At 62.2% G+C, this 26,885-nt stretch carries 18 protein-coding genes and 1 pseudogene; 5 read left to right on the plus strand and 14 right to left on the minus strand.

All coding sequences use genetic code 11. The annotated features are described in order from the left end of the window. The first annotated feature begins 6 nt into the window (after positions 1 to 6). On the plus strand, positions 7 to 1,038 hold the full coding sequence (locus QMK52_RS23285; RefSeq protein ID WP_194440526.1) for an ABC transporter substrate-binding protein: 1,032 nt from the start codon (positions 7 to 9) through the stop codon (positions 1,036 to 1,038). On the opposite strand, the gene QMK52_RS23290 is transcribed toward QMK52_RS23285, so the two are convergent. Further along, a complete protein-coding gene (locus QMK52_RS23290; RefSeq protein WP_228309748.1) occupies positions 983 to 1,690 on the minus strand; it encodes a nicotinamidase in 708 nt (235 codons plus the stop codon). The genes QMK52_RS23285 and QMK52_RS23290 overlap by 56 nt on opposite strands. A 127-nt stretch (positions 1,691 to 1,817) precedes the next feature. Further along, entirely contained in the window at positions 1,818 to 2,591 is a 774-nt protein-coding gene (locus QMK52_RS23295; RefSeq protein ID WP_005787609.1) for an L-iditol 2-dehydrogenase, read from the minus strand. 242 nt (positions 2,592 to 2,833) lie between these two features. Here QMK52_RS23295 and QMK52_RS23300 point away from each other — a divergent pair, with 242 nt between their 5' ends. Continuing rightward, complete coding sequence (locus QMK52_RS23300; RefSeq protein ID WP_194440524.1) at positions 2,834 to 3,781, plus strand: helix-turn-helix domain-containing protein; 948 nt, start codon at positions 2,834 to 2,836, stop codon at positions 3,779 to 3,781. Here QMK52_RS23300 and QMK52_RS23305 read toward each other — a convergent pair. After that, positions 3,775 to 4,575 carry an aminoglycoside phosphotransferase family protein gene (locus tag QMK52_RS23305; protein ID WP_005787606.1) on the minus strand — a complete coding sequence of 267 codons (801 nt, stop codon included), beginning with the start codon at positions 4,573 to 4,575 and terminating at the stop codon, positions 3,775 to 3,777. The two genes, QMK52_RS23300 and QMK52_RS23305, sit on opposite strands and share 7 nt — an antisense overlap. Positions 4,576 to 4,783: 208 nt before the next feature. Between QMK52_RS23305 and QMK52_RS23310 the strand changes: the two genes are divergently transcribed. Both QMK52_RS23310 and QMK52_RS23315 read left to right on the plus strand, forming a co-directional pair. Beyond that, positions 4,784 to 5,734: a nucleoside-specific channel-forming protein Tsx gene (locus QMK52_RS23310; RefSeq protein WP_005787604.1), complete on the plus strand. Its 951-nt coding sequence runs from the start codon at positions 4,784 to 4,786 to the stop codon at positions 5,732 to 5,734. 14 nt (positions 5,735 to 5,748) lie between these two features. Next, positions 5,749 to 6,780, plus strand: coding sequence for a purine nucleoside permease (locus QMK52_RS23315; RefSeq protein ID WP_320403491.1), 1,032 nt, complete (start codon positions 5,749 to 5,751; stop codon positions 6,778 to 6,780). A gap of 47 nt (positions 6,781 to 6,827) precedes the next feature. Here QMK52_RS23315 and QMK52_RS23320 read toward each other — a convergent pair whose 3' ends face one another. From QMK52_RS23320 to QMK52_RS23345, 6 genes are all read right to left on the minus strand, one after another. Then, positions 6,828 to 7,787, minus strand: a complete 960-nt coding sequence (locus tag QMK52_RS23320; protein WP_320403492.1) for a zinc-binding alcohol dehydrogenase family protein — start codon at positions 7,785 to 7,787, stop codon at positions 6,828 to 6,830. A 28-nt stretch (positions 7,788 to 7,815) separates the two neighbouring features. Next, positions 7,816 to 7,989 (minus strand): DUF1427 family protein, encoded by a 174-nt coding sequence (locus QMK52_RS23325; RefSeq protein ID WP_005787598.1) that lies wholly within the window; start codon positions 7,987 to 7,989, stop codon positions 7,816 to 7,818. A 69-nt stretch (positions 7,990 to 8,058) separates the two neighbouring features. Continuing rightward, a complete protein-coding gene (locus QMK52_RS23330; RefSeq protein WP_320403493.1) occupies positions 8,059 to 8,835 on the minus strand; it encodes a helix-turn-helix transcriptional regulator in 777 nt (258 codons plus the stop codon). A gap of 116 nt (positions 8,836 to 8,951) precedes the next feature. Then, positions 8,952 to 9,122, minus strand: a complete 171-nt coding sequence (locus QMK52_RS23335; RefSeq protein ID WP_032803483.1) for a metallothionein — start codon at positions 9,120 to 9,122, stop codon at positions 8,952 to 8,954. 89 nt (positions 9,123 to 9,211) lie between these two features. Next, on the minus strand, positions 9,212 to 9,667 hold the full coding sequence (locus tag QMK52_RS23340) for a DMT family transporter (RefSeq protein WP_005787594.1): 456 nt from the start codon (positions 9,665 to 9,667) through the stop codon (positions 9,212 to 9,214). A gap of 4 nt (positions 9,668 to 9,671) precedes the next feature. After that, the gene (locus QMK52_RS23345; RefSeq protein WP_194440523.1) at positions 9,672 to 10,160 is read right to left on the minus strand and encodes a DMT family transporter; all 489 of its coding nucleotides are present in this window, start codon (positions 10,158 to 10,160) and stop codon (positions 9,672 to 9,674) included. 117 nt (positions 10,161 to 10,277) lie between these two features. Here QMK52_RS23345 and QMK52_RS23350 point away from each other — a divergent pair, with 117 nt between their 5' ends. Beyond that, complete coding sequence (locus tag QMK52_RS23350; protein WP_032876356.1) at positions 10,278 to 11,255, plus strand: LysR family transcriptional regulator; 978 nt, start codon at positions 10,278 to 10,280, stop codon at positions 11,253 to 11,255. Here the strand turns inward: QMK52_RS23350 and QMK52_RS23355 are convergent. The 5 genes and pseudogenes from QMK52_RS23355 to QMK52_RS23375 all read right to left on the minus strand — a co-directional run bounded on the left by QMK52_RS23355 (position 11,212) and on the right by QMK52_RS23375 (position 26,595). Next, on the minus strand, positions 11,212 to 12,531 hold the full coding sequence (locus QMK52_RS23355) for an Nramp family divalent metal transporter (protein WP_005787588.1): 1,320 nt from the start codon (positions 12,529 to 12,531) through the stop codon (positions 11,212 to 11,214). The genes QMK52_RS23350 and QMK52_RS23355 overlap by 44 nt on opposite strands. A 41-nt stretch (positions 12,532 to 12,572) precedes the next feature. Continuing rightward, positions 12,573 to 14,126, minus strand: a complete 1,554-nt coding sequence (locus tag QMK52_RS23360; RefSeq protein ID WP_194440520.1) for a DUF726 domain-containing protein — start codon at positions 14,124 to 14,126, stop codon at positions 12,573 to 12,575. Positions 14,127 to 14,335: 209 nt separating this feature from the next. Continuing rightward, the gene (locus tag QMK52_RS23365; protein ID WP_005787584.1) at positions 14,336 to 14,641 is read right to left on the minus strand and encodes an XRE family transcriptional regulator; all 306 of its coding nucleotides are present in this window, start codon (positions 14,639 to 14,641) and stop codon (positions 14,336 to 14,338) included. Further along, positions 14,634 to 15,004 (minus strand): annotated as a pseudogene (locus QMK52_RS23370) (type II toxin-antitoxin system RelE/ParE family toxin). The gene QMK52_RS23365 and the pseudogene QMK52_RS23370 overlap by 8 nt, the downstream one beginning before the upstream one ends. 200 nt (positions 15,005 to 15,204) lie before the next feature. Beyond that, on the minus strand, positions 15,205 to 26,595 hold the full coding sequence (locus tag QMK52_RS23375) for an autotransporter-associated beta strand repeat-containing protein (RefSeq protein WP_320403494.1): 11,391 nt from the start codon (positions 26,593 to 26,595) through the stop codon (positions 15,205 to 15,207). Positions 26,596 to 26,885: the final 290 nt, after the last annotated feature.

Below are 26,885 nucleotides of genomic sequence, written 5' to 3' on the forward strand. Positions count from 1 at the left end.
ACATCCATGTACTCACGCATCGCTTTATCCTGCTTGTCCCTCGCCTTGCTCACCGGCACCGCCCATGCCGCCCCCACGCTGTACCTGGGCATGAACGGCGGTACCATGGAACGGGTGTACGCCGACAAGGTGCTGCCCGCCTTCGAGAAAGCCAACAACGTCAAGGTGGTGATCGTACCCGGCACCTCCTCGGACATCCTTGCCAAGGTCCAGGCCAACAAGGCCAACCCGCAGATGCACGTCATGTTCCTCGACGACGGCATCATGTACCGCGCGATCTCCATGGGTCTGTGCGACAAGCTCACGCCAAGCCCGACCCTGGAGCAGATCCCGGCCAAGGCCAGAATCAAGGACGAAGCCGTGGCCGTAACACTGGGCGTCACCGGCCTGGGTTACAACGCCAAGATGTTCAAGGACAAGGGCTGGTCCGCGCCCACCTCGTGGATGGACCTGGCCGACCCGCGTTTCAAGGACAAAGTGGTGTTCCAGTCCCTGGCCTCCTCCACCTTTGGCCTGCACGGTTTCCTGATGTTCAACCGCATCCAGGGTGGCGATGAAACCAATGTAGAACCGGGCTTCAAAGCCTGGCCTACCAGCGTCGGCCCCAACGTACTGGAATACATCGCCAGCTCCGCGAAAATCTCCGAGATGGTGCAAACCGACGAAGCCGCACTCTTCCCCCTGACGCCGACCCAGGTCGCCACGCAGAAGCTGTTGGGCATACCCATGGAATATGCGCAGCCCAAGGAAGGCGCGGTGGTTCTCAACGTGGCCGAGTGCGTGATCGCCCGCAATGACCAGCCGGAACTGGCGCAGAAACTCGCGGCGTTCTTGCTGACCGCTGAGGCCCAGGCGCCGGCGCTGGAGGACGGCGACCAGATTCCGTCGAACCCGACGACGCCCACCACCGAAAAGACCCGGGCACGGGTGGAAGCCATGCAGGGTTACTTGCAGACGGCGATTTCAATTGATTGGGACCAGGTTAACCAGGCGAGGCCGGAATGGAATGCGCGGTGGAGTCGCTCGATTGAGCGTTGAGGCTTGAGCGCTGCGCAATCGCAGCCAGCTCATCACGGGTGCTACTGATGACAGCACCCGCCTTGAGCAACTCATTGACCGCCTGTACACCCCCCTCCTCGCTGATGCTGCGGCACGCCGGCAGGTGCAAGACCACTTGCAATCCGGCCTTGAGCAACTGCAACGCAGTGGTCTTGACGCAGTAGTCCAAAGCCAGGCCGCCGACGATCACACGCACCACCCCTCGGGCCTTGAGGTACTCGATGACGCCGGTGGACAGTTTGTCGTGCAGGTCGTGGTAGCAGGCGCCATAAGGGTGCAGGTCGGGTTCGACGCCCTTCCAGATGAAGTAGTCATAGTCATAAGGCGCTGGCAGTTCGTCGAGCAACGTGAAGCCTTCGGTACCCGGCACGCAGTGGCTGACCCAGGTGACATCGGCGTGGGCAAGGCCAGTGGGCTGCAACATCTGGCTGTGCTGCGCGACCACCCAAGGGGCGTGCGGGGTGTGGGCGTCCTTGCTGCCGATGCGATGACCGGCGAGGCTGGCCATGTAGTTGAGTTCGGCGCCAATGCGGTCGCCTCCGACCACCGGCAATTCGTTGGGGCACAAAGGCGTGAAGCTTTTCTGCGCGTCGACGTCGAATGAGGCGATGGCGGTTTTCGCAAGGGTCATGGTGATTCTCCGGTGGCAGGCCCCAGGTGACGGAGTGTCAGTCACTTTATAGATGGCTGGCAACACCGCCATGGGTACAAGTCGAATCGTCGCACCGACCCTCCCATGTTTTTAACGGTGCGAGGCTTCAGTTCATCCAGTTGCCGCCATCCACGTTGTAGGTCTGGGCCACCACATAATCGGCTTCCTTCGACGCCAGGAAGATCGCCATTCCGGTCAGATCTTGCGCCGTGCCCATGCGCCCGAACGGTACCTCATCCCCTACCCGCTTTTTCTTCTCGCCAGGTGCCAGCCCCTCATGCCTGGCAAACAGCGCATCAACGGCGTCCCAGTGCTCGCCGTCCACTACGCCCGGGGCGATGGCATTGACGTTGATGCCCTGCTTGATCAGGTTCAACCCCGCCGATTGCGTCAGGCTGATCACCGCCGCCTTGGTCGCACAATAGACGGCTACCAACGGCTCACCCCGCCGTCCGGCCTGGCTGGCCATGTTGATGATCTTGCCGCCATGGCCCTGGCTGATCATCTGCCGCGCCGCGGCTTGTAGCGTGAACAGGGTGCCGGCGACGTTGATCGAGAACAGCCGCTCAAAGCTGTCGCGGGTAATGTCGACAATAGGTGCCAGGTCGAACAGCGCAGCATTGTTGATCAGGATATCCAGCTTGCCGGCATGGGCCACGACCGCGGCGATGGCGGCGTCGATGCAAGCTTGATCGGTGACGTCCATCGCCACGGCATAAGCCTGGGGGCCCAATTCGGCAGCGGTGGCCTGGGCGCGTTGCAGATTGATGTCGGCAATGGCAACGGTAGCGCCTTCAGCAATATAGGCCTGGGCAAACGCTCGGCCGATACCCCGCGCCGATCCGGTGATCAACGCGCTTTTACCTTCGAGTCGTTTCATCGCGGTGTCCTGTAAAAATGAGTTCGGGTCGCCGGCACATTGCACCTGTTGTTTTTGTGGGCGTGCCTCGATTACAGCAGCTCGGCCTGGCCCTTACAAACGACTGGCGACTGTGCGGCTGATACTTTTTTGACCTCAAGCCCAGGATCAAAAAAGTACCAGTGCAACGCAAAATCGGGGTAGCACACTGATTGCCGGTGCGCGTATTTTGAGTCCATTGCACAACCACAAGAGGCAGCACCATGCCCATCAGCTGCACCAGCCTGTTCGAGCACCGCCCTGCGGAGCTTGAAGTGATCCTGCCCGAACCGGAGCATGGTTTTCGCTGGTTCGAACATGACTATCCCTATGAACTGGCGCGCTGGAACCATCATCCCGAGTTCGAGATTCACCTGATCCGCCAGGGCAGCGGCAAGCTGGTGGCGGGCGACTATATTGGTGCGTTTGGCGCCGGTCATGTCGCGTTGATCGGCCCTGACCTGCCCCACGACTGGATCGGCGACCTGGCGCCGGGCGAATACCTGAGCGGCCGAGACGTGGTGCTGCAGTTCGACGGCGCCGCCCTCCTCGCCCTGCGCACCACCCTGCCTGAGCTCGGCGATCTACAACCGTTGTTTGAACGGGCGCGATGCGGCCTTGAATTCTGCGGCGAAGCAGCAACGAGTGCGGCACGGCTGATGGAGGCCATCGGCAGCGCCCACGGCCTGCAACGCCTGACCCTGTTCCTGCAGCTGCTCGACACCCTGAAGAACGCCTCGCCCACACAGGCCAAGACCCTGGCCAGCCCGTACTACGCACCCACCCTGGATGCACGCAGCGCCGATCGCATCAACAAAGCCTTCGATTACCTGATGCGCGAACTGACCGGCGACGTGCGCCTATCGGACATTGCGCGGCAATTGGAGATGAGCGAGCCGGGCTTCTCGCGTTTTTTCAAGCGCAACACCGGCCACGGTTTTATCGACCTGATGCGCAAGTTCCGCGTGCAACGTGCCTGCCGGTTGTTGTTGCAAAGCCAGATGTCGGTGGCGGATATCTGCTTTGAAGTGGGCTACGCCAACCTGTCCAATTTCAACCGCCATTTTCGCATCGAAATGCATCAGACGCCGAGCGAATACCGGCGGCAGACTGCATTGCATTTATTCAACTCCATCGCCAATCAACCACCACGCGCCAAGCTCACCTATTGACCCAGTGCCTGTTGCGCCAGGCAAGCCACCCGCAACTCAGCCTCGGCGCGCTCGCGCTCCTGATCTTCCAGAAACCAGGCGGCGGACAGCCCAGCGTGAGCCACCACCCATTGCAGCAGACGCGTGCGCGACAGCCCCGCCGCCTGCGTAATCACCTCGACCTGGCGGCTGAAACGCTGCGGGTCGCTAGCAGTAGGCAAATCCGGATTGCAGATCAGGTTGACGTAATCGTAGCCGCGCTCACCCACCACCCGTTTTGGATCAATCGCCAGCCAGCCCCGAGGGCCGAAGTCGAGAATATTGTTGTGATGGATATCTCCGTGCAGCACCACCCTATCCTGTTGCGCCGCCAACAAGGTACGGGCCATCGCCGCGCAATCGCGTAGCACGCCACCTTCACGCTCGGCGGCGTTCCACAAGGCATTGAACCATTCATCCAGCCCAAGCAAACCCTCGGGCGGCGATGCGCGGGGCGCATGCAGTCGGGCCACGGTAGCGCAGGCGATCTGGCTGGCTTCGTCGTCCTGGCCATTGAGGGCCATGCGCATCAAGGAACCTGGCCCAGTGGCGCGCTCCATCAATACTGCGGTGTGGTCATGGGCAAACACCTGCGCCGCGCCGTCGCCTGCCCACCAACTCAACAAACGACCGCCAAGCTTTTCTTCCGAGGTATGGGCAATTTTCAACATCGCCGCCATGCCTTGCCAGCGCACCGGCAAAAGGTGACTGCCAGGCGTAACGATAGGCTCGCCATCGGCACTCAAGCTCCAGGCGCGCAGATAGTGATCGAACATATGGGTGCTCCAGTGGGTGGGCACAGGATGACATGTAACCCGCTGGTTTTCTGACCAAAGCGTCGGCTAATTCGCATTTTTTCCAAACAGTTCAAGCCATTGGCACAAGTTGGTACAGCCTGTGCAAACGTTTGCGGAACGAACTTGGCAGCCAAGTTCAGCCCTACCCGACGAATCGGGTTAAACCGCGTACGAATAAGGACTTTCAATGCATCCCACCTCTAAGCCTCGTGCTTGCCTTGGTGTTTCCCTGCTACTGGCCGCCGTTACGGGAGTACTCAGTGGCCCCATTTTGGCGCAGCAAAAGCCCGTCGATGATTCAGCCCAGGGCGAAACCCTTAGCCCTGAGGCCAGCCCACCGGCGAAAAAAGGCGTTTACCTGTCGGAGTGGTTCAACCAGGACCTGACGCTGATCGGCAGCAAAGACATCAGCTTCGGCCCCAAGCCCCAGGATGACGTCTACCTGGAGTACGAGTACTTCGGGCGCAAGGGGCCCTTTGAGCTGTATGGCTATATCGACGTGCCGAAGATCCTCACCATCGGTAACAGTAATGACAAAGGTGTATGGGACCATGGCTCGCCGGTATTCATGGAGCATGAACCGCGGATCTCCATCGACTACCTCGCAGGGCGCAGCCTGGCGATCGGCCCGTTCAAGGAGTGGTATGTGGCCTTTGACTGGATCTACGATCACGGCAGCCATAAGGAAAACCGCGCCAATACCCTGTACAGCGGCCTGGGCACCGATATCGACACCCACTCGCGGGTCAACCTGTCGGCCAACTTTTATGGCCGCTACCAGTGGGAAAACTACGGCGCCAGCAATGAATATTCCTGGGATGGCTACCGCGCGCAGATGAAGTACATCGTGCCCATCGGCAAGTTCGACAACGGTGCTTCGCTGACCTATATCGGCTTTACCAACTACGACTTCGGCTCGGACCTGCACAAGGACAACCCGGCGCGCACCGCCAATTCCCTGGTGGCTACCAACGTGTTGCTGTACGCGTTCACCCACCTGCGCTTTACCCTGGTGGGTCGCTACTTTCACAACGGTGGCAACTGGGAAGACGGCAGCGAGTTGAATTTCGGCGAAGGCAACTTCCGCGCCCGCTCTGATGGCTGGGGTTACTACGCCGGCGTGGGTTACCAATTCTGATCAAGGAGCTGTACATGAACGCACTGACTCGTATCTCGCTGGCCGTCGGCCTCGCCCTGCTGCCCCACGTAGTGCTGGCGGATAACCCCGCACCGATCAAGCCCAAGGTGATGTTGATCACCATGTTCGCCCCCGAGGCGCAAACCTGGATCGACCGCCTGGAACTCAAGCAGGAAGTACGCGTGCCAGGGCTGTCTGCCGAGTACCCGGTGATTCGCTGCAACACCCAGGACGTATGCCTGCTGGTAACCGGCATGGGCCAGACCAACGCCGCTGCGTCGACCCTGGCCCTGGCCTTGTCGCCCAAATTCGACCTGCGCCAGAGCTATTTCCTGATCGCCGGTATCGCCGGTATCAGCCCCAAGCACGGCACCATCGGCACCGCCGCCTGGGCCCATTACCTGGTGGAGTTTGGCACCCAGTGGGAGCTTGATTCCCGGGATGCGCCCAAGGATTGGCCGACCGGTTATATCGGCATCAACACCAAGGGGCCCAACGAAAAGCCACCGCTGGACTACAAAACCGAAGTATTCGAGCTCAACCCCAAACTGCAAGCCAAGGCGTTTGCCTTGTCGCACAAGGTGGAGCTGACCGAAAGCAAAGAATCCGCCGCCTGGCGCAAGCACTATCCCGAAGCCCCGGCCAACCAGCCGCCGCAAGTCACGCGCTGCGACACGCTGGCGGGCAACACCTGGTTTTCCGGCACCCGCCTGAGCGAACGCGCCGAAGTCTGGACCAAGTTGCTCACCGACAATAAAGGCGAATACTGCACCACCCAGCAGGAGGACAACTCCACTTATGAAGCCCTGCTACGCGCCAGCCGTGAGGGCCTGGTGGATATCCAGCGCCTGGCCGTGGTGCGCGCAGGCTCCGATTTTGACCGGCCTTATCCGGGTTACAGCGAGGTCGACAACTTGCTCAAGTATGCGGACCAGGGCGGCTTTGTACCGGCACTGGAAAACCTGTACCGCACGGGCAATCCGCTGGTACAGGCGATTGTGAATCAGTGGTCGGCGTGGGAAAAAGGCGTACCCGAGGTCGAGTAAAGATCTGAAGTGGGAGGGGCTTACCCCCTCCCACATTTGCGACGATGTCACGGCAGCAGGATGAATTTGTCCGGGCTGCCGCTGTTCACTTGCTCATAACACTCAACTCCATCAGCCAACGCCACTTCGCGCAGGCCGGTGGGCAACGGCAACAACCCCTCATCAAAGAACCGCCCGAACGCCCCTAACATCACCGCACATTGCTCACAGCTATAGAGCAACGAATTGACGCCTACCACCGTCCCCCCCTTGCGATACAGCGCCAGAGCCGGCAGTTGCACGTGGCCGTCAACCGGTGCGGCAATGATTGCGATACGGCCGAAAGGCGCCAACCCCGCCACTGCAGCGGGCAGCCAGAAACCGCTGGTATCGAAGATCACCTCGGCGCCGCCCTTGAACACGGCGTGCACTTGTACGCCCAGTTCCTGCGGTTGGCCCAGGGCAATCGCCTCCACGCCTTGCGCCTGTAAGACATCCACCTGATCAGGGCGACGCACCGCTGCCAGCACCTGCGCACCACGAAGCTTCGCCAGTGCCAACGCCGCGCTGCCAACGGCACCATTGGCGCCGATCACCAGCAACCGCGTGCCCTTGCCCACACCACTGCGTTCCAGCGCATCCCAGGCCGTGGTATACGGCACGCCAAGGCCCGCGGCCTGGGTGAAGCTCAAGTGACCGGGCTTGGGCGCCACGCCTGTGGCCAATACCCGAAGGTATTGGGCATGGGAGCCGTCAGCAAAAAAGCCCAGGTCGCGACCGGTGCCCCAGACTTCCTGACCGAGCAAGGCTGGCGGACCTTCGACCACCACCCCGGCAAAATCGCGCCCGGGAATGCGCGGCAGCGTGGTGTAGGGAAACCGGCCGAGTACGTTTTTCACATCGCTGGGGTTCAGACCGGCGGCTTTGACCTGGACCAGCACTTCATCGGCAGACGGTACGGGCGTGGCAACATCGACCAGGCGCAGGTCGGCGAGGTCGCCACTGGCGCTAAATCGTAGTGCTTTCATCAAAGGCATCCGTCGAAGAAGAAAAGGATCAGGACAACCAACCGCTGACCAACTGCCGCCCCATGGGCCACAACTGTTCGCCGAGCAGCATGCCCATCAGCCCCACCAGAGCAATGGCCGGCGGTGCGGGCGAACGGAAGCCCAGCGCGCCGTAGATCACGCCGACAAACAGGCCGATGGCCAAGGAAATCAGATAGTTCATGGTGACTACGCCCGGTTGATTGATGGGCTCAGCTTAAGGTGCGACTGGCTTCGGCATCGGCCAAGTGCTTCAGGATTTCGGCCAACCCGTGTACTGCGAAGGCGATACACCCAATTCACGGCGGAACATGTCGCTGAAACTGCTGGGCGAATACCCCAGGGCACGAGCAATGCCGCTCACCGACCGGCCCTGGATCAGTTCCGCCGCCGCCGTCGCCAACTGCACTTGGCGCCGCCACTGCGCGAAGCCCATGCCCAGGTGGTTCTGGAACAACCGCGCCAGGGTGCGCACGCTGGCACCGACAGTTTCGGCGTGCTGCTCGAAAGGGATGTCCAGGGACGGCGCAGCCATGACCGCCCGGCATACACTGCTTAGCCGACGATCAGTCGCCACCGGCATGACGATACGGATTTGCGAGCGGCGTGCCCGTTGCAGCTCCAACAGGGCCAGGCCAACGAGCGCCTCGTAGTAGCCGGCATCGGCGTGATCGATCTGCTCCACTAACGTCACGATCAATTCACGCAATAACCGGCCCACCTCAATCACCTGCACCTGACTGTCCAGCGTCGCCGCCAACGCCGGGCGCAGGTAGATGTTGCGCATCTGCAAGTCGGAGACAACACGGATGCCGTGTTCGACTCCCGGCGGCAACCACACGGCGCGCTGCGGCGCAACTATCAGGGCTTCACGGGGCGTCTCGACCCACATCACGCCGCTCATCGCATAGAGCAACTGGCCCCAATCATGGCGATGGGGTTCCACATACAACCCACGCGGGTACGTGCGTGCCAGGGGCTGCACTGGGACGGCTTGATCGCTGAGGTCGGGGGGCGCAGCCAGGGCCATGGCGGGTATATGTCAATCAAGGGAAAGGCGACCATGGTAAAGACTGGCCGCCGACAAGCGAACTGTTTTTACTCACCCGGCAGGCCCGGGTTGTCCGAGCCTGCAGGTAGATCACGTCAGGTGCGGGCCGACTTGGCGCACTCACAGCCGGTCGCGGCGGCGCAGGGCTCACCGTGGGCATGGTGCTCGGCACAGCCTTGGCAGCAATAACCCTTACCGTCCTTCATGATCGCATCGGCACCCAGTACGCATTTGCAATGAGGGCAAGCACAGGTTTTATCTGGCATGGTCAGACTCCTTCTTCATGGTCGTCCCGGTGCAGCGAACGCCACACCTTAAGCAGTGACTCCACGCAGAGCGCCAAGGTTCAGCGCCGTCAGTCGGCTGCCCGGGTATTGCTGCGGTACATGAACACCAGTGCCAGCGCCAGGCACAGCATCGCCACGATGCGGCTGCCCGACAATTCGATCGCCGGGTTGCCCAGCCAGCCAAAGTTGTCGATCAGCATGCCCATGCCCAATTGCCCGACAATCACCGCCACCGTGGCGACCGCCGTGCCAACCACAGGCACCGCGCCGACCATCACCAGCATGTACACCACGCCGAACAAGGCGCCGGTCAATTGCCATTTCGGCACATCCAGCAGGCTGACGGCGTGGGCCGGCTCGAAGAAGAATATCAACAACGCCGTGGTGAGCGCGCCGACGGCAAAGGTCAGCAGGCTGCTGCGCAATACGCCTACCGCCTGGCCCAGACGCCCGTTGATGGCGGCCTGCACACTCAACACCGCCCCCGCTGCAATCACCACCACCAGTAACATCATCAGATTCATCGTCTTACCCTCGTGCAATCAGAACCAGCGCCGCCACAATCAACGCCAATGCAATCCAGCGCTCGCCATTGACGCGCTTGCGCGCCGTGCCGAACCAGCCGAAGTGGTCGATCAACACACTCTTGCCCACCTGCCCCGACAAAATCGCAATCATGGTCATCGCGATACCGATATGGGGCGTGGCCAGCGTCAACACCACCACGTACATCGGCCCCAAAAGTCCGCCAATCAACTGCCAGCGCGGCAGTTCGGTGAACGCCGGGCCCTTCTGCGGGCCGCTGAACAGCAGCAGTAGAAGGAGAATCGCGGTGCCGACGCCGAAGATGCTCAAGGTCGCCCACAAATGCCCGACCTGCGCGCCCAATGGCCCGAGCAGGCCAGCCTCCACGGACAGGCCCATGCCCGCCAGAATCACCAACGGCAACAACAGCAACCGCAGAAAATTTTTGTTAGGTCTGGCCTGCGCCACACCTTCGATAGAACGTGCCTGCATAGATCACCTGCGCATCGACAAAGAAAACATGGCGCGCATTATCCGGTGGCCGTCCTGTGCGATAAATGGGAGCATACAAACAACACCTTTGCGCAATACGCACAGCCAGGAGAGATGATGCAGGGTTTGAATGAGCTGAGTTTCAAGGCGCTGCGCCTGTTCGTCGCCGTGCTCGACCATGGCAGTTTTTCCGAAGTGGCCCGCCGCGAGAGCCTGGCGCCCTCCTCCATTTCGCGGCAAATTCAACTGATGGAACAGGCCCTCGGCCAGCAATTGCTGTACCGCCACACCCGCGCCGTAAGCCCCACCGAAGCCGGGCGCCTGCTGGGGCGTCACGCGCGGCTGGTACTGGAGCAGTTGGAAACGGCGAACCAAGCCCTGCAGGAACAAGACAGTGAGCCCAGCGGGCTGGTGCGTATCAACGCGCCGATGGTATTCGGCCAGCGCCACCTTTCACCGTGGTTGGGGCAACTGTGCCGGCGCTACCCGAAGCTGCAACTGGATATCCAGCAAACCGACACCTTCGTCGACCCACTGCAAGACGGCACCGACCTGCTGTTTCGCATTGGCGTGCTCAATGATTCGGGTATGCAGGCACGCATCTTCGCGCCCCAGCGCTTTCGCATCGCCGCAAGCCCCGCCTACCTGGCGCAACACGGCACGCCGCGCCACCCCGACGAACTGGTCGACCACCACTGCCTGGCCTACAAAGGCATCACGGGCCAGCAACGCTGGTTCTTCCGGCGCGGCCAAAGTGACTGGACCTCCTACAGCGTCAAGGGCCCGATCACCGGCAACCACGCCGACACCCTGACCCACGCCGCCGAACAGGGCCTGGGCCTGGTGGTGTTTCCGTCCTGGCTGATTGGCGAAAGCCTGCGCGCCGGCAGTTTGCAGGCCGTGCTGACTGAATATGAAGTGGCGACCACCCTGGAGCCCCAGCAGATAGCCGCACTGTGGCCGGGCAGCCGGAGATTGTCGTTGAAAGTGCGTACGGTGATCGACTATTTCGTGGAGTGTTTTGGGACGGTGCCGTATTGGGATCGGCAGATCAAAACAACCACTGCCCAATCAACCACGCATTCGCCCCACTGATCACCGCGAACAGGAACCACGCCAACAGCCGCGTGGGCAGTCGATTGACGAAAGGCCCCATCAACTGCTTGTCACCGGTCATGCGAATCAGTGGATACAGCGCGAACGGCAACTGCAGGCTGAGTACCACCTGGCTGAGAATCAGCAGCTTGCCAATGGCATCGTCGCCCATCAGCCATACCCCAAGGAACGCCGGGATCAACGCCAGTCCGCGAGTGATCAGGCGGCGTTGCCAGCAGGGTATGCGCAGGTTCAGGTAGCCCTCCATGATCACTTGCCCGGCAATGGTGCCGGTAAAGGTCGAACTCTGCCCCGATGCCAGCAACGCGATACCGAACAGGATGCTGGCGAAGGCGCCACCTACCAGTGGGTCGAGCAGGTGATAGGCGTCCTGGATTTCCACCACATCGGTATGGCCCGTCTTGTAGAACGCCGCAGCGGCCAGCACCAGGATCGCTGCGTTGACCAACAGGGCCAGGGCCAGGGAACCGATGGTGTCGATACGCGCCAGCTTGACCGCGTCCTGCTTGCTCGCCAGGTCCTTGCCGATCAGGCGCGTCTGCACGATGGAGGTGTGCAGGTAGAGGTTATGGGGCATGACCGTGGCGCCAAGGATGCCGATTGCCAGGTACAACGGCGCCGCGTCGCTGATCGCCGACAGTGAAGGCGTGAAACCGCTGAGCACGTCGGGCCAGTAGGGTTTGATCAGCACCAGTTCGATAAAGAAGCACACGCCGATGGTCGCCACCAGCGCCAGCATGATCGCTTCAAGGCGGCGGAAGCCGCGGTTTTGCAGGGCCAGGATCAACAGCGTGTCGAAGGCGGTGATGACAATGCCGGTGGTCAGCGACACGCCAAGCAGCAGGTGAAACGCCAGGGCGCAACCGAGCACTTCGGCAAGATCGGTGGCGATGATGGAGATTTCCGCCAACAGCCACTGGGTACGTGAGGAGCGCTTGCTGTAACGCTCGCGGCACAGCTGCGCCAGGTCCTTGCCAGTGGCGATGCCCAGCCGTGAGCACAGGCACTGCACCGCCATCCCCGCAAGGCTGGCCAGCAGCACCACAAATAGCAGGCTGTAGCCGTAGCGTGAACCGGCTTCAATGGCGGTCGCCCAATTGCCCGGGTCCATGTAGCCAATGGAGATCAACAAGCCGGGGCCGGCGAACATCAACATGCGCTTGAAAAACGACGCCTTGGGGTCAACGGCAACAGAGCCGGCCACTTCCGGCGGGCAGAAGGGGGCGGTAGCGATTTTCGGCAGGTTGAATTTCACGCGCAATTCCAGACAATACACTAGGCTTGGGCAGCAGCTTATCAGTCGGACGCGACTGTGCGCATCACCGTATCTCGCGGCAAATCAAAGGCCTCTACCACTTGCACCACCAGGTCCAGCTCCTGGTTCAGCGCCTCGCGCTCCATGCGCTGACGAATCACACCAACCACCAATACCGCCAAGGTGGTGATCGAATACGCCGGGCCGGAAAACGCTCGCACGCCGCTGACCAGCAACATCGCCGCAGCCAGCGCCTGGCCCACCACCGGAATCGCCGTGGCTGCACCCCGACGCAGGATAAACCCGGTCAGCCCGGCCAGCGCGGTACCGCTCAAGGCCGTGGCGGCTGAACGGCCCACGTCGAAGCGGGTGAACACCCCCTGCTCTTTTTGCGCGGCGGCCTTGAGTTCGGCGTCGAACGCCTGACGGTCGGCGCGGCTGAGTTTGTCCTTGTACTGCTCGATCAGTTTTTCAGCGGCCTGCGCTTCGATATCCGCCAGCGCCACGCTTTCAAGCGGCTCGTCGAACTTGATGCCCAGGCGTTGCGCCACCTCCTCGGCAATCTGGCGATAGCTCACCCCGTGACCACGGGCCAGGTTCATGAAGCTATCACCGCCCATGCGCTGCAACTCGATGGCCAGTTTCAGCGGTTCACGCACACTGGCGTCGATCGAGGCACTGCGCTTTTGCGCCATCAGCTCGGCTAAAAACTTCAGCTCTTCGGGCCGCGCCTGCACCAGCACCGGGAACAGTTCGGCATCTTCTTCGGCAAAGCGCACTTCGCTGCTGCGCAGGTCCGCGCGGATCAGGCCACGGCGCTCCTGCAGCAAGTCGGTGTACTGCACCACCGTCTTCAATTGCGGCCAATAAGCGGCATGATCGAAGCTGGCCAGATGCACATTGGTGACCTTGGTCTTGAGTGCAGGCGTGACGTCAATCGCATAACGGCCGATGCAGCGCTCGCTATCCGGTTTCAAGGCCAGCGCCCAGTCCTTGCTGGAATGGCAGTTGATCAGCCGCCCCTTGAGCGGCGCCGACACGTCATCCCAGGGGCTTGACGTACAGATCGCCCCGCCCATCAGCAACAGGTTATTCAACGGCAGCTCGCGGGCGATATCGGGGCTGGCCAACAGACTCTTGACCAGAATACGTGCGCCCAGGGAATGACCGATCAGGTTGATGCGCCGCACCGGCAGCGACTCGTCGTGCAGGTAGCCGGCCAGTTCAGGCAACAAGGTCCTGGCCACTTCATCGACCCGCGCCTCGACACTTTTGTAATGGTCAAGAAAATAGGCAATCGCCCTACCGACGCCCACCGTCGCTGCGCCCAGGCCACCACCGCCGAGCATCGAAGCGATCACATCCTTGAACGGCGCAAACAGGTTTTCCAGAAAGTGCCCCGCCGGCCAGAACAGCATCAGGTTGGTCGAGCCTTCGATACCCGCCAGTTGTGCCTTGAAATTGCCCAGTTGCTGGCGGTTGAAGAAGGCCGAATAACCGTGAACATAGAGATTGAGCACATCCCCCTGGGGCTCGCCACATAGAACGAATGTGGGCTTGCGGGTGCGGTGCATTTCATCCCACTGGTGTTGCATGGGCCGGTGACTCCTGGTGGCAAGGGATGGCGATAGTAACAAACAGTGCCCGCAAGGAAGGTGAATCCTGACGGGCGTTAGCCACGTTCGGAACAACGGGAATAGCCCGAGTCGAGCACACCACGGTTCAGCCAGAGCCAACACTTCACCTGTGTGGCGAGGGAGCTTGCTCCCGCAGCAGTTCCACTCTGGCGAAGAACACAGCGGCTTCAACAGGCAAAGTTGTCAATCTTGACCTGGCCATCCGGAAAGGTTGCGATGATTTCCAACTCGCCCCCCATCGCACGTATGTAGTCACGCAACGTACTGATGTACATATCAGTTCGACGCTCCATCTTCGAAACCGCTGCCTGGTTGATATTCAATGCCTTCGCCAGGCTTGCCTGACTCAACTGCTGAGCCTTGCGCAGCTCATGCAGTGGCATTTCTTTCAAATGTTGCTCGAATATCCGTTCGGCATCGGCGCGCGACTCGGGCGTCATGCGAGCTTTCAGTTCCGCGAATTTCTTAGCCATGGTCACGGCCCTCTTTACGCAATATGTCTAAATGTACGTCGTACAGCTTTTCAGCCAAGGGTACGTACTCGTGGTACCAACGGTGCTGTGCGGTTTTATCGCCACCTATCAGCAACACTGCACTGCGCCGAAAATCGAAGGCATACAACACTCTATAAGGTCGTCCTGCATGCTGTACCCGCAGCTCTCGCAGGTTGCCGTGTCGAGCGCCCTTGATATCGCTGCTATGAGGAAAGCGCAGCGCAGCCCCGGCCCGAACAGCTCCAGCAAATCAACACTGGCAGCTACCGAAGACTGCTCCTTTGCATCCAAGCCACCCCACCAGTCTCCGAATTCATCCGTGTATTCAATGTCCCAGACCATGCAAATATGCCACCCAAGGAATATAAACTCAAGGGCATAACTTTAGGTCGACGTTGGTTAGCCAGCCAGCCGCGCTCCGGAAGAAATTGTGTGTACATTCTTCAGCCTGGCGGGTGAGCAATAAACTCTGTGCATTCAGGAACCAGTATTACTTCAAAAAAAAACCGCCCTTTCGGGCGGTTGAAAAAACTCGGCCTTGATCAAAAACCGAGGGAGAAACTCACCGTCACTGCATGGTCCTTGTCGTTGCGCGAGAGTTGACCCGAGTAACCCAGGCCCAGCTTGCCGTTCTGGCTGATCTGGTAGTCCAGGCCCGCTTCCACCACCGCGCTGTCCTTGGCAATCGGCACGCCCTGGGTGCTGAACGAGCCACCGCCATTGATGAAGCTCAGGTCGGCGTCAGGCTTGGTATCGCCGAAGGCATGGCGCCAGCCGATGCTGCCCCGTGGGGTGATTTTCGAGCCGTTGCCCAAGGTAAAGGTCTGGCCGATGCGTACGCCCAAGGTCGAGTAGGTAATATTCTGGTCGGCATCGCCACGCAGGGCTGCCGAACCGCCTTTCTCCTTGATCGTATCGCTGTCGTAGTTGACGTAGGCCAGGCCAGCGAACGGTTCCAGGGCAACGCTGGCGGTTTGGATGGTGTAGCCGACCTCACCGAACACCTGGGCACTGCGTGCCTTGTAGTCGGCTTTCAGGCGTTGGCCCTCACCGCCGACCGCCACGTTGCGTTTGCTTTCGATGTCATGCCAGCTGTACGCCACGCCCATGCGTGCGGCGAAGGCTTCCTGCTGGTAGGCGGTGTAAGCCATCAAGTGGTAGCTGTCCACATCGGCACTGGAATTACGGCGCTTGGCATCCAGATCACTGCGGGTGTAGCCGGCGGCCACACCGACGCGCCAGGCGTCGTCCACTTGCTTGTCGGTGCCGAGCAGGAAGCCGCTGAGATTGCGATCCAGCTTGGCGGTGTTGCTGTCACCGCCCATATGGCCCCAGGTGCCGAGTACGCGCATCCAACCGACCATCTCGCCGTGGCAACCGGCGCTGCTCAGGTGGTTTTCGCTCGGCGCCAGGGCATTGCGTGGGTCGTCCTCGCGGTAGCAACCAGGTTGGCGCATACGCTCGTTGACCGCGTCACGTACGTAACGGGAATCTTCGAGCATCGCGCTGGCGGTGCTGGCATGAATCTCGCCAGACAAGCTGTCGAAGGCTGCACGCGCCCCGGCCACATCAGCGTTGAGCAACGCGTTCTGTACCGCCACGCCACCGACGGCTGCGCCGCTGCCCAGGGCCGCCGCCACGCCGCGCTGGTTAGCGGTAGCCGCCACACTGGCATAGCTGACGTTGTTGCGGCTGACCGCCAGTGCCACCTGGGTTGGGCTGTAGTTCAACGCAGTAGTCAGGAACGCCAGGTTCTCCAGGTTGGTGGTGGCAAAGGTGCCGTTGACCGCGCCCGCGGTCAGCAGGGTGTAGGTGGTCGCGCCGGCATACGGTGCCAGGTTGATCACATTCAAGGTGCCGCCCAGGTTGGCAGTGCCGCCCACGGCCAGGGAGCCGGTGGTGGATGGGGTAATCACCAGATTCAGCGCGCCCGTGCTGGCGTTGGTGAAGTTGCCGGCCACGGTCAACTTGCCGCCGTCAGGCGTCACTGAGCCGTTGTTGACCAGCGAACCGACACTGCCGTTGCCGGTCAGGCCCGCACCGTTGGCCACGGTGACCTGGCCACCGAGCACCGCGCCTGGGTTGGCCGCATTACCCACCTGCAGCACGCCCTCTTGCACCGCGACGGTGCCGCTGAACGGCTGGTTGCCGGTCAGCAACAGCGCACCGGTGCCTTGCTTGACCACCGCACCGGTGCCGCTCAAGGTGCCGTTGAATTGGCCATTACTGCTTTGGGCAAATACCAGACTGGCGTTGTCGAGGATGCTGCCTTGCAGGCTGGTGGTATTGCCCACCAGCGTACCGCCACTGACCGTAGTGCCGCCGGTGTAGGTATTGGCGCCGGTCAGCAGCAACGTGCCGGAATCCAACTTGTTGATCCCACCGGTTCCCACCAGCGGTGCATCGATCTGGGCAGTCACGCCGGAGTTGACCCGCACCGCAGCCAGGCTGCCATCCGCCGCATTGGTCGGGCTCAAGCTGCCCCCAGCGCCGGCCGTCAGGATGTAACCGGCGTCAAGGAATTGCAGGCCGGTAAAGCCTTGGTTACCGACAACCGTCACGGTGCCGCCCTGCCCGCCAAATACCGCGAACTGGTTGGTGGACGCCTGCCCTTGGGTACCGGTGGGGTCGGTCCAGTTGGTGCCCGGGCCCCAGGTGCCACTGCCACCGGTGATGGTGCCGTCGGGGTTGGTGGTGCCGCCGTTCCAGAACTGGATCTGCCCTGGCGCGTTTTGCACCACCAGGTTGAGCTGGTTGGCCAGCGCGGTTTGCAGGCTCACGTTGCCCAAGGCGACGGGCAAGGTGCCAAAGGTAAGGCCGTTATCGACCAAGCTGCCGCCATAGCGGAACAGTTGATACACGCCCAGACCGAAGCCGCCCGCATCGCTGACGTTGAGCGTACCGTCCAGGGTCAGGTTGCCAGCGACATTCACCGCAGTGCTCGAAGCACCCGGTGCGCCGAGGGCAAAGTCCAGCGTGGTACCCGACGACAAGGCCAGCGAGCCCACCGACAGTGGGGACGCCGAGCCCGCCTTGAGCATCGAACCGTCCGCCATGCTCACCGCACCGCCCAAGGTGCCGCTGCCACCCAGGGTCGCGCCGCCGGCAACTTGAACCGCAGCGCTGTTCAAGGTGCCGTTGACCAACAGGCTGCCGGTGTTGACGTTGGTAGTGCCGGTAAAGGTGTTGTTACCGGTCAGCAGCAACGCGCCGGTGCCGGTTTTGTTCAGTACGCCCGTGCCGGTGAGGTTGCCGGTGTAGGTGCCGTCGGTGGCTTGCTCAAAGGTCAATGCCGCATTGTTGGCGATGGCGCCTTGCAGGCTGTTGGTGTTACCGGTGGTGGTGCCACCGTTGAGCGTGGTGCCGCCACTGTAGGTGTTGGCACCCGCCAGCAGCAAGGCGCCGCTGCCGTTTTTCACCAGGCTGCCGGTGCCGCTGACGACGCCGTTGAGGGCCAGGTCATGGCTGCCGGCCAGGGTCAGCGGGCCGCCCAGGTTGACGGCATTGACCAGTTGCAGGTCAGTGCCACCATCCAGTTGCGCAGCGCCGCCGACAGTCAGGGCACCGCTGCCCAGTGCGGCGTTATTGCCCAGCACCAGTTGACCGGCGTTGAGGCCGGTGACGCCGCTGTAGCTGTTGGTGCCGTTGAGGGTCAAGGTTGCAGCGCCGTTTTTCACCAGGCTGCCGCTGCCGCTGATGTCACCATTGAGGGTCAGCGCGTTGCTGCCGCCAATCGCCAGGGCGCCGTTGAGTACCGCTGCATTGGCCAGGCTCACTGCCGCGTTGCTGTCCAGGGTGGTGCCCGCCGCGGCAGTCAGTACGCCGGTGCCCAGGGCACTGTTGTTGCCGACCACCAGGGTGCCGCCATTGAGCGCAGTGCCGCCGGTGTAGCCATTGGCGCCGTTGAGCACCAGGGTGCCGCTGTCGAGCTTGGCCAGGGTACCGGCACCATTGAGCGTGACGCCCAGGGTGGCGGTCACGTTCGGATCGACGCGCACCGCGGTGTTGCCGGTGCCGCCATTGACCAGGTTAAGCACACCCGCCGTGCCGGAGGCCAGGTTGTAGCCATCGGTGACAAACTGCATGCCGGTGATGTTTTGCGTGCCGTCCACCGTCACATTGCCGGCTGCACCCTGGAACACTGCGAAACTATTGGTCCAGCCTTGATTGAGCGTGCCGTCGACATTGGTCCAGTTGGTATTACCGGCGCTCCAGGTACCGTTACCACCGTCGATGGCAGCGTTGCCGATCAGGTTATTGCCATCCCAGAACTGCACAGTAGTGTTAGGTGCAGTCACCAGCAGGTTGACCTTGTTGCTGATGGCGGTCTGCACTTGCAGATCGCCCGGCACCACGCTGCCCGGCAGTATGCCGAGGGTCAGGCCGTTGTCGGTAAGCGCCCCGCCGTAGTTGATGAGGTTATAGACGCCGCTGCCAAAGCCGCCGATATCGGTGACGTTGAGGTTGCCGTCCAGGGTCAGGTCGCCGCCGACATTCAGCAGCCCGGTGCCGCCGCCCACAACTGGGGTGCCTAGACCGACATCCAGATTGGAGTTGCCGCCCAGCACCAGCGAGCCCACCGACAGCGTGCTGCCGGTGTTCAGGCCGATATGGCCGCCGTCGGCGACAGTCACGGCACCACCAAGAGCACCGCTGCCGGTCAGGGTCGCGCCGTTGTTGACCGTCACCGTGGCACTGGCCAGCGAGCCTGTGACATTCAAGGTGCCGCCATTGACGTTGGCTGCGCCGCTGATGCCATTGGTGCCGCTCAGGTTGAGCACACCGCTGCCGTTTTTATCCAGGCCGCCGGTACCGCCCAGCGAACCGCCAAAGGTGTTGTCCAGGTTGCTGCCGCCCACCGCCAGCGTGCTACCGCCCGCCACCTGCACCGCGCCGTTGCCGGCCAGCGTGTTGAGGCTGGCATTGCCGCCCAGGTTGAGGCTGGCGCCGCTGCCGACAGTAACGCCGGAAGTGCTGCCCAGTGCGCCGTTACCCAACGTAGTCACGCTGCCGCCGGCCACAGTCAGCGGGCCGCTGAAACTGTTATTGCCAGTGAGCAACAGGTCCGCCGCGCCATTTTTGATCAGCGCCGCATTGCCGGCCAGTACCCCGGCCAGGGTCAGGTTATTGCTGCCTGCGACGGTCAGGTCGCCATTCAGATTGACCGCGTTGGCCAGCACCAGCGGCGTGCTGTTGGCCAGGGTCGCCGCACCGCCGACGGTCAAGGCGCCCGACCCCAGAGCTGTGGCGTTGCCCAAGGTCAACGTACCGGCATTGAGGGTTGTGCCACCGCTGTAGGTGTTGGCGCCGTTGAGCGTCAGGTTGGCGCCGCCGGCCTTGGTCAGGGAACCGCTGCCATCGACTACGCCATCAAGGCTCAGATCATTGCTGCCGCCGACTGTCAGCGCAGCATTCAGGCTGGTGTTATTGGCCAGGGCCAGTGCAGCGCTGGTATCCAGAGTCGCGACGCCATTGACTGCCAGAGCACCGCTCCCCAGGGCCGATGCGTTGCCCAGGGTCAACGACCCCGCGTTCAGTTGGGTGCCACCGAGGTAGGCATTGGCGCCATTAAGGGTCAGGTTGCCCGCACCGGTTTTGGTCAGGCCGCCGGCACCACTGACCACACCGTTCAAGCTCAGGTCGGCAGTCCCCAGAATGTCCAGATTACCGGCCAGGTTCAGGGTATTGGCCAAAGCCACCGCGGTGCTGCTGTCGAGGCTGGTACCGGCTGCCGCGTTCAACGCGCCACTGCCCAGTGCGCTATTGGAGCCCAGAATCAAGGCGCCGACGTTGAGTGCGGTTGGCCCGGCGTAAGTGTTGTTACCACTGAGGGTCAGGTTGGCGATGCCATTTTTGATCAGGCTGCCGGTGCCTGCCACGGTGCCGGCCAGGGTCAAGGCGTTGCTGCCGCCAACAGTCAACGTACCGTTGACGTTCACATTGTTGGCCAGGTTGACCGCAGCGTTGCTGTCCAAAGTGGTGCCATTGGCGGTGGTCAACACGCCACTGCCCAGGGCACTGTCATTGCCGACCACCAGCGTGCCGCCATTGAGCGCGGTGCCACCGGTGTAGCTGTTGGCCCCGTTGAGTACCAGGGTGCCGGTGTCCAGCTTGGCCAGGGTACCGCCGCCATTGAGCGTGACGCCCAGGGTCGCGGTGACGCCAGGGTCGACCCGCACGGCGGTGGTGCCGCCGGTGCCATTGAACAGGGTCAAGGCCCCCGCCGTGCCACCCGCCAGGTTGTAGCCATCGGTGACGAACTGCAACCCAGTGATAGCTTGCGCGCCGTCAACGGTGACGGTGCCCGCTGTGCCCTGGAATACCGCAAAGCTGTTCGGCGCCCAGGTTGTATTGAATGCGCCGTTGACGCCGGTCCAGGCGCCGGTGCCTGTGTTCCAGGTGCCGCTGCCGCCTTCGATGGTACCGTTGCCGGTGACTTGACTGCCGTCCCAGAACTGCACGTTGGTACTGCCGTTGACCAACAGGTTGACCTGGTTGCCGATGGCTGTTTGCAGGTCCAGGTCAGCGGCCGGGATATTCACCGGCAGGCTGCCCAGTTGCAGGCCGTTGTTGGTCAGGCCGCCGGTGTAGTCGATCAGGCGATAGATACCGGTGCCGAAGCCGCCGATATCACTCACGTTGAGCGTACCGTCCAGGGTCAGGTTGCCGTTGACCTGTACCAGCGCCGTACCGCCGGTGGATGGCGCGCCAAGGCCGGCATCCAGGTTGGAGTTGGCATTGAGCAACAACGAGCCGGTGGTCAGGGTAGCGCCCGAGTTGACCGCCAGGTGGCCGCCATCGGCGATGACCACATTGCCCAGCAAGGTACCGACACCGCCCAGGGTTGCGCCGCTGCCCACGCTCACATTGGCGCTGGCCAATGAGCCGTTGACGAGTAGGCTGCCGCCATTGACCAGCGTATCGCCGGTCAGCGCGCTGAGGCCACCGAGGGTCAGGGCGCCCGTGCCGTCCTTGGCAAAGTTGCCGAGCCCGGCCAATACGCCGTCGAACGTGCTGTCGAGGTTATTACCGCCAACGCTCAACGTGCTGCCCGCCCCGACTGTCGCCAGCCCTGTGCCGGTGAGCGCGCCCAGGCTGGCGGTACCGCCCAGGTTCAAGGAGGTACCGACCGCCAGATTGACGCCGGCACCGACACCCAATGCCCCATTGCCCACTGTGGTAAGGCTGCCCGATTGCACATCGAACAAGCCGTTGAAGGTGTTGTTGCCGGTCAGGCTCAAATCAGCCGTGCCGGTTTTGATCAGGTCACCACTGCCTGCCAGCACACCCGCGAGGGTCAGGTTGTTATTGAGACCACCCACTGTCAGGCCTGCATTGAGGTTGACCGCGTTGGCCAGCACCAGCGGTGTGCTGTTGGCCAAGGTGGCCGCACCGCCGACCGTCAAAGCACCGGTACCCAGCGCCGCTGCCGTACCGAGGGTCAAGGTGCCCGCATTGAGGGTGGTACCGCCTTGATAGGTATTGACGCCATTGAGCGTCAGATCGGCGGCGCCGTTCTTGACCAGCTCGCCAGTGCCACTGAGCAGGCCACCCAGGGTCAAGTCATTGCTGCCGGCCACGGTCAGCGCCGCGTTCAAGACGGCATTGTTACCGATGGTCAAGGCTGCATTGTTATCCAGGGTTGCGGCGCCACCGACGGTGAGATTGCCCAACCCCAGCGCCGCCGCATTACCCAGGGTCAGCGTACCAGCGTTCAGTGTGGTGCCGCCGAGAAAGGCATTGGCACCCGTCAGGGTGAGGTTGGCAGCGCCGTCTTTAGTCAGGCTGCCGGCGCCATTGATCGCCCCCGTCAGGGCCAGGTCGGCGGTGCCGCCGATGCCTAGATTGCCCGCCAGGTTGATTGCATTGTTGACGCTCAGCGCAGTGCTTGCATCCAGGGTTGTACCGCCTGCCGCATTGAGCACGCCAACGCCCAACGCGCTATTGGCCGCCAGCACCAGACCACCCGCATTCAAGGCCACCGGGCCAAGGAAGATATTGCTGCCACCCAGGGTCACAGTGGCCGCGCCATTTTTGATCAAGCCGCCCGTGCCGCCAATCACGCCGTTGAGCGCCAACGCGTTGCTGCCCGCCAGGTTCAGGTCGCCGTTGAGGGTGACGTCATTGCCAAGCGCTGCCGCGGTATTGCTGTCCAGCGTGGTGCCCGCCGCAGCGGTCAGGGCGCCAGTGCCCAGCGCGGTGTTGCTGCCGACCACCAACGTACCGCCATCGAGCAAGGTGCCACCGGTGTAGCTGTTGGCGCCACCGAGTACCAGTGTGCCGGTATCGAGTTTATTCAGGGCACCTGCCCCGGTGATATCGACGCCAATGGTCGCGGTTGCCAGCGGGTCGACACGCACCGCGAAGTTGCCACTGCCGGTGCTCAATTGCCCCCCGGTGCCATTGACCAGATTGTAGCCATCGGTGACGAATTGCATGCCAGTAAGGGTCTGCGCACCTTCCACGCTGACGGTACCCGCCGCGCCCTGGAACACCGCAAAACCGCCGCCCCAGGTCTGGTTGAGAATGCCGTCGGCCGAGGTCCAGTTGGTGCCGCCCGCCGTCCAGGTGCCGCTGCCACCGTCAACACTGCCGTTGGGCACGGTGTTGCTGCCGTCCCAGAAACGGATGTTCGGTGCCGACACCACCAGATTGACCTGGCTGCCCACCGAGGTTTGTACCAACAGGTCACCCAGGCCATAGCCCAACGGCACGCTGTTGACGTTCAATGCGCCGGCCAGGCTGCCGGTATAGTTGATCAACCGATACACACCGGCACCGAAACCACCGGCATCGCTGACGTTCAGGTTACCGGCCAGGTTCACATTGCCACCGACATTCAGCAACGAAGTCAGCGAAGGTGCACCGAGGGCCACATCCAGATTGCCGCCGGCGCTCATGTTCAAGCTGCCGGCGGATAAGGTCGCCCCGCTACCCAGGGCCAAGTGCCCGCCGTTGTTGATATTCACCGCACCCAACAGCGAACCGCTGCCGGTCAGCGTGCCGCCGCTATTCACGTCAACCACCGCACTGCCCAGGGAACCGGTGAGGTTCAAGGTGCCTGCGTTGATCGCCGTGTTACCACTGATGCCGTTGATCCCGGTGAGGTCCAGCGTGCCGGTGCCGACCTTGATCAAGCCACCCGCGCCACTGAGGCTACCGTCAAAGGTACTGCTGGTGCTCAGGCCGCCTACGGTGAGATTGAAACCACCGCCCACCGCCACGTCGCCCGTGCCGCTGAGGCCGGCCAGGCTGGAATCGACATTCAGGTTCAGCGCCGCACCGGCTGCCACGTTGGCGCCGGAACTGCCCGCCAGGGCATCGGCGCTCAACAGCGTGACGCTGCCAGACAGGATATCCACGGCGCCAGTGAAGGTGTTGCTGCCCGACAGGGCCAGATCGGCCAGGCCATTTTTGATCAGCGCACCCGCGCCGCTGATCACGCCGTTCAGGGCCAGGTCGTTATTGCCCGCGAGGCTCAAGTCGGCATTCAGTGCAATGTTGTTGCCGATCCCGAAGGCCGCGCTGTTATCCAGGGTGGCTGCGCCGCCGACCGTCAAGGCGCCACTGCCCAGCGCGCCCGCTGTGCCCAGGGTCAAGGTACCGGCATTGAGGGTGGCGCCGCCGCTGAAGGTGTTGGTGCCGTTGAGGGTCAGATTGGCCAGGCCGTCCTTGATCAGCGGGCCCGCGCCGCTGATTGTATTGCCCAGGGTCAGCGCATTGGTGCCGCCAACGGTCAGCCCGGCATTGAGGACAATGCCATTGCTCAGCGCAACCGGGGCGCTGCTGTCCAGAGTCGCCGCGCCGCCGACAGTCAGGTCGCCAAGGCCTAGCGCCGAGTTGCTGCCGACGGTCAGTGTGCCCGCATTCAAGGTGGTGCCACCCAGGAAGCCATTGGCGCCACTGAGAATCAGGTTGGCCGCGCCGGTTTTGGTCAGGCTACCGGCACCATTGATGCCACCGCTCAGGGTCAGATCGGCGGTGCCGCCGATGCCCAGGTTGCCCGCCAGGTTGACCGCGTTGGTCAAGGTGACGGCCGTGCTGGCGTCCAGGGTCGTGCCCGCCGCCGCATTTAATGCTCCGGAGCCCAACGCGGTAGCGGAACCTACCACCAGCCCACCGGCATTCAGCGCAGTAATCCCGGTGCGGGTGTTGTTGCCGGTCAAGGTCAACAGGCCCGCACCGGTTTTGATCAAGCTGCCGGCGCCGGACATCACCCCGCCCAGCGTCAGCGGGTTGGTGCCGGTCAGCGTCAGGTTGGCGCCCAGCGCCACGTTGTTGGTGAGTAACGACGCACCGCCAGCATCAAGGTTCGCAGCACCCGTCACACTCAAGCCACCGCTGCCTAATGCGGTGTTATTGCCCAGCACCAGTGTGCCGGCGCCCAGGCTGGTGGTGCCGCTGTAGCCACTGTTGACGCCATTGAGGGTCAAGCTGCCCGCACCGCTGTGGGTGATCCCACTGGTGCCGGAAATCGCACCGCCCAAGGTCAGCGCGCCGGCGACGTCGGTGGTCAGGTTGCCGTTCAGGGTCAGCGCATTACCCAGGCTGACAGTACCGGGGGCCTGCAAGGTGGTGGCTGCACTGACCGTCACTGCGCTGCTGCTCAAGGCCAGGTTATTGCCCAGTTGCACCGAACCGCCGGCCAGGTTCGTCGCACCGGTGTAAGTATTGGCGCCGCTGAGGATCAGTTGCCCGGTACCGGCCTTGGTCAAGCCGCCCGCGCCCGAGAGCACACCGCTGAGGGTCAGCCCGGTCGAGGCACCCTGCACCGTCAAGCCGCCAGTGCCCAGGGTCAGTAAATTGGACAGGGTCAAGCCATTGCCGGTGGCCTCGATGGTCCCGCCGTTGGCGGTCAACACACCGGTGCCGAAGGTGGTGTTGTTATTGAACTGCGAAATGCCGCCATTGAGGGTGGTGCTACCGCTGACCAAAGGTCCTTGCAGGGTCCAGGTGCCGCTGTTGATGGTCAGGTTGTTGAAGTTGACATAGTTGGCGCTCGACGCTGTGCCAGCCCCCGTAATACCGCCGCCGACACCCGTGGTGTTCTGCAGGATCAAGGTATTGCTACCCAGCGCCCCGCCGTCCACTTGGCCGGTGGGCGCGAATGTCAGGTTCACACCGAGCAGTCCGCCCAGGCTCGCGCCGATGCCGCCGCCGTTCGTTACGCTCGAACCGGTGACAGCGGTGAAGGTGTTGGTGCTGCCGGCCCCCATCGACACACCGCCGGAGATTATCCCGGTGTTGAGGAAGGTGTTACCAGCGGTGGAGCTTTCGAACGCCACGCGCCCGGTCAGGGTGCCGTTGTTGGTCATGTTGACTTGCCCGCCGCCTTGCACCGCCACCACAGGGGTGTCGGATGTGAACAGTGACAAGCCGAGCAAGGACGAAGAACCGATGGTGCCGTTGTTGACGATGGTGGTGATGCCGCCTGCGCCGTTGGTGGCGTTCAGGGCCATGCCATCGAGCGAAGCCAGGTTGAGCCCGAGCAGCGCACCGGTGCCGCGCATGATGCCGCTGGCGGTGTTGGTGATGTTCAATGCGCTGGCTGCCGTGTTGCCGATCACTACGCCACCGCTCAGCACTGAAACCAATCCCAGGAGTGCCGGGTCAATAGTGCCGGAGTTATTCAACGTGGCGTTGTTACCGGTCAGGGTCAACGCTTTGCCGCCCAGCGTCGCATTGAGTTGCGCTCCGGCGCTGACGTTGACCGTCAGGTCGTTGACCGCGCTGCTGAAGGTGTTGAGGAACAATGGCAATGACGGTACGCCCGTACAGGTCACCGTCGCGCCGGCTGCAGGACTTGCCGGCGTACAGGCGGCGAACACATCCGGGCTTGCCAGGCCCATGACCAAACCGGCCACGCCCAGGCGGATAGCAAGAGAAAGCGCAGAAATACGAGGTACAGCGGCAGTCGCAAGTCTTCTATCCACGTTCTACTCCTTGTGGTGCAAGCGTTTCGTCCATGAATGCGTATAAAGCCCGGGTTTAACCTTCCACACGCATCGAATTCGAAATACCTGACCGTGTTGACTAACAATCCAGTTTGTCGAAACGTTAGTAGAGCCACGGAAAAGTCATTGAATTAAATGGTATTAATACTTTCGTAAAACCCGTGAACGAATGGGGTAACAACCAACATCCATTGACTGTCGCGACAAAAATACAAGTTTCAAAATGTGAAAAAGCGTTCTAATAGCGCCCTATCTCCCTCGCCACAGCA

This window comes from Pseudomonas sp. P9_2 (assembly GCF_034008255.1).
In the GTDB taxonomy this organism is placed as follows: domain Bacteria; phylum Pseudomonadota; class Gammaproteobacteria; order Pseudomonadales; family Pseudomonadaceae; genus Aquipseudomonas; species Aquipseudomonas synxantha_A.

Coding starts and splice junctions, on each gene's coding strand:
- QMK52_RS23285 (WP_194440526.1), top strand. CDS start 7: ATGTACTCACGCATCGCTTTATCCTGCTTGTCCCTCGCCTTGCTCACC.
- QMK52_RS23290 (WP_228309748.1), bottom strand. CDS start 1,690: ATGACCCTTGCGAAAACCGCCATCGCCTCATTCGACGTCGACGCGCAG.
- QMK52_RS23295 (WP_005787609.1), bottom strand. CDS start 2,591: ATGAAACGACTCGAAGGTAAAAGCGCGTTGATCACCGGATCGGCGCGG.
- QMK52_RS23300 (WP_194440524.1), top strand. CDS start 2,834: ATGCCCATCAGCTGCACCAGCCTGTTCGAGCACCGCCCTGCGGAGCTT.
- QMK52_RS23305 (WP_005787606.1), bottom strand. CDS start 4,575: ATGTTCGATCACTATCTGCGCGCCTGGAGCTTGAGTGCCGATGGCGAG.
- QMK52_RS23310 (WP_005787604.1), top strand. CDS start 4,784: ATGCATCCCACCTCTAAGCCTCGTGCTTGCCTTGGTGTTTCCCTGCTA.
- QMK52_RS23315 (WP_320403491.1), top strand. CDS start 5,749: ATGAACGCACTGACTCGTATCTCGCTGGCCGTCGGCCTCGCCCTGCTG.
- QMK52_RS23320 (WP_320403492.1), bottom strand. CDS start 7,787: ATGAAAGCACTACGATTTAGCGCCAGTGGCGACCTCGCCGACCTGCGC.
- QMK52_RS23325 (WP_005787598.1), bottom strand. CDS start 7,989: ATGAACTATCTGATTTCCTTGGCCATCGGCCTGTTTGTCGGCGTGATC.
- QMK52_RS23330 (WP_320403493.1), bottom strand. CDS start 8,835: ATGGCCCTGGCTGCGCCCCCCGACCTCAGCGATCAAGCCGTCCCAGTG.
- QMK52_RS23335 (WP_032803483.1), bottom strand. CDS start 9,122: ATGCCAGATAAAACCTGTGCTTGCCCTCATTGCAAATGCGTACTGGGT.
- QMK52_RS23340 (WP_005787594.1), bottom strand. CDS start 9,667: ATGAATCTGATGATGTTACTGGTGGTGGTGATTGCAGCGGGGGCGGTG.
- QMK52_RS23345 (WP_194440523.1), bottom strand. CDS start 10,160: ATGCAGGCACGTTCTATCGAAGGTGTGGCGCAGGCCAGACCTAACAAA.
- QMK52_RS23350 (WP_032876356.1), top strand. CDS start 10,278: ATGCAGGGTTTGAATGAGCTGAGTTTCAAGGCGCTGCGCCTGTTCGTC.
- QMK52_RS23360 (WP_194440520.1), bottom strand. CDS start 14,126: ATGCAACACCAGTGGGATGAAATGCACCGCACCCGCAAGCCCACATTC.
- QMK52_RS23365 (WP_005787584.1), bottom strand. CDS start 14,641: ATGGCTAAGAAATTCGCGGAACTGAAAGCTCGCATGACGCCCGAGTCG.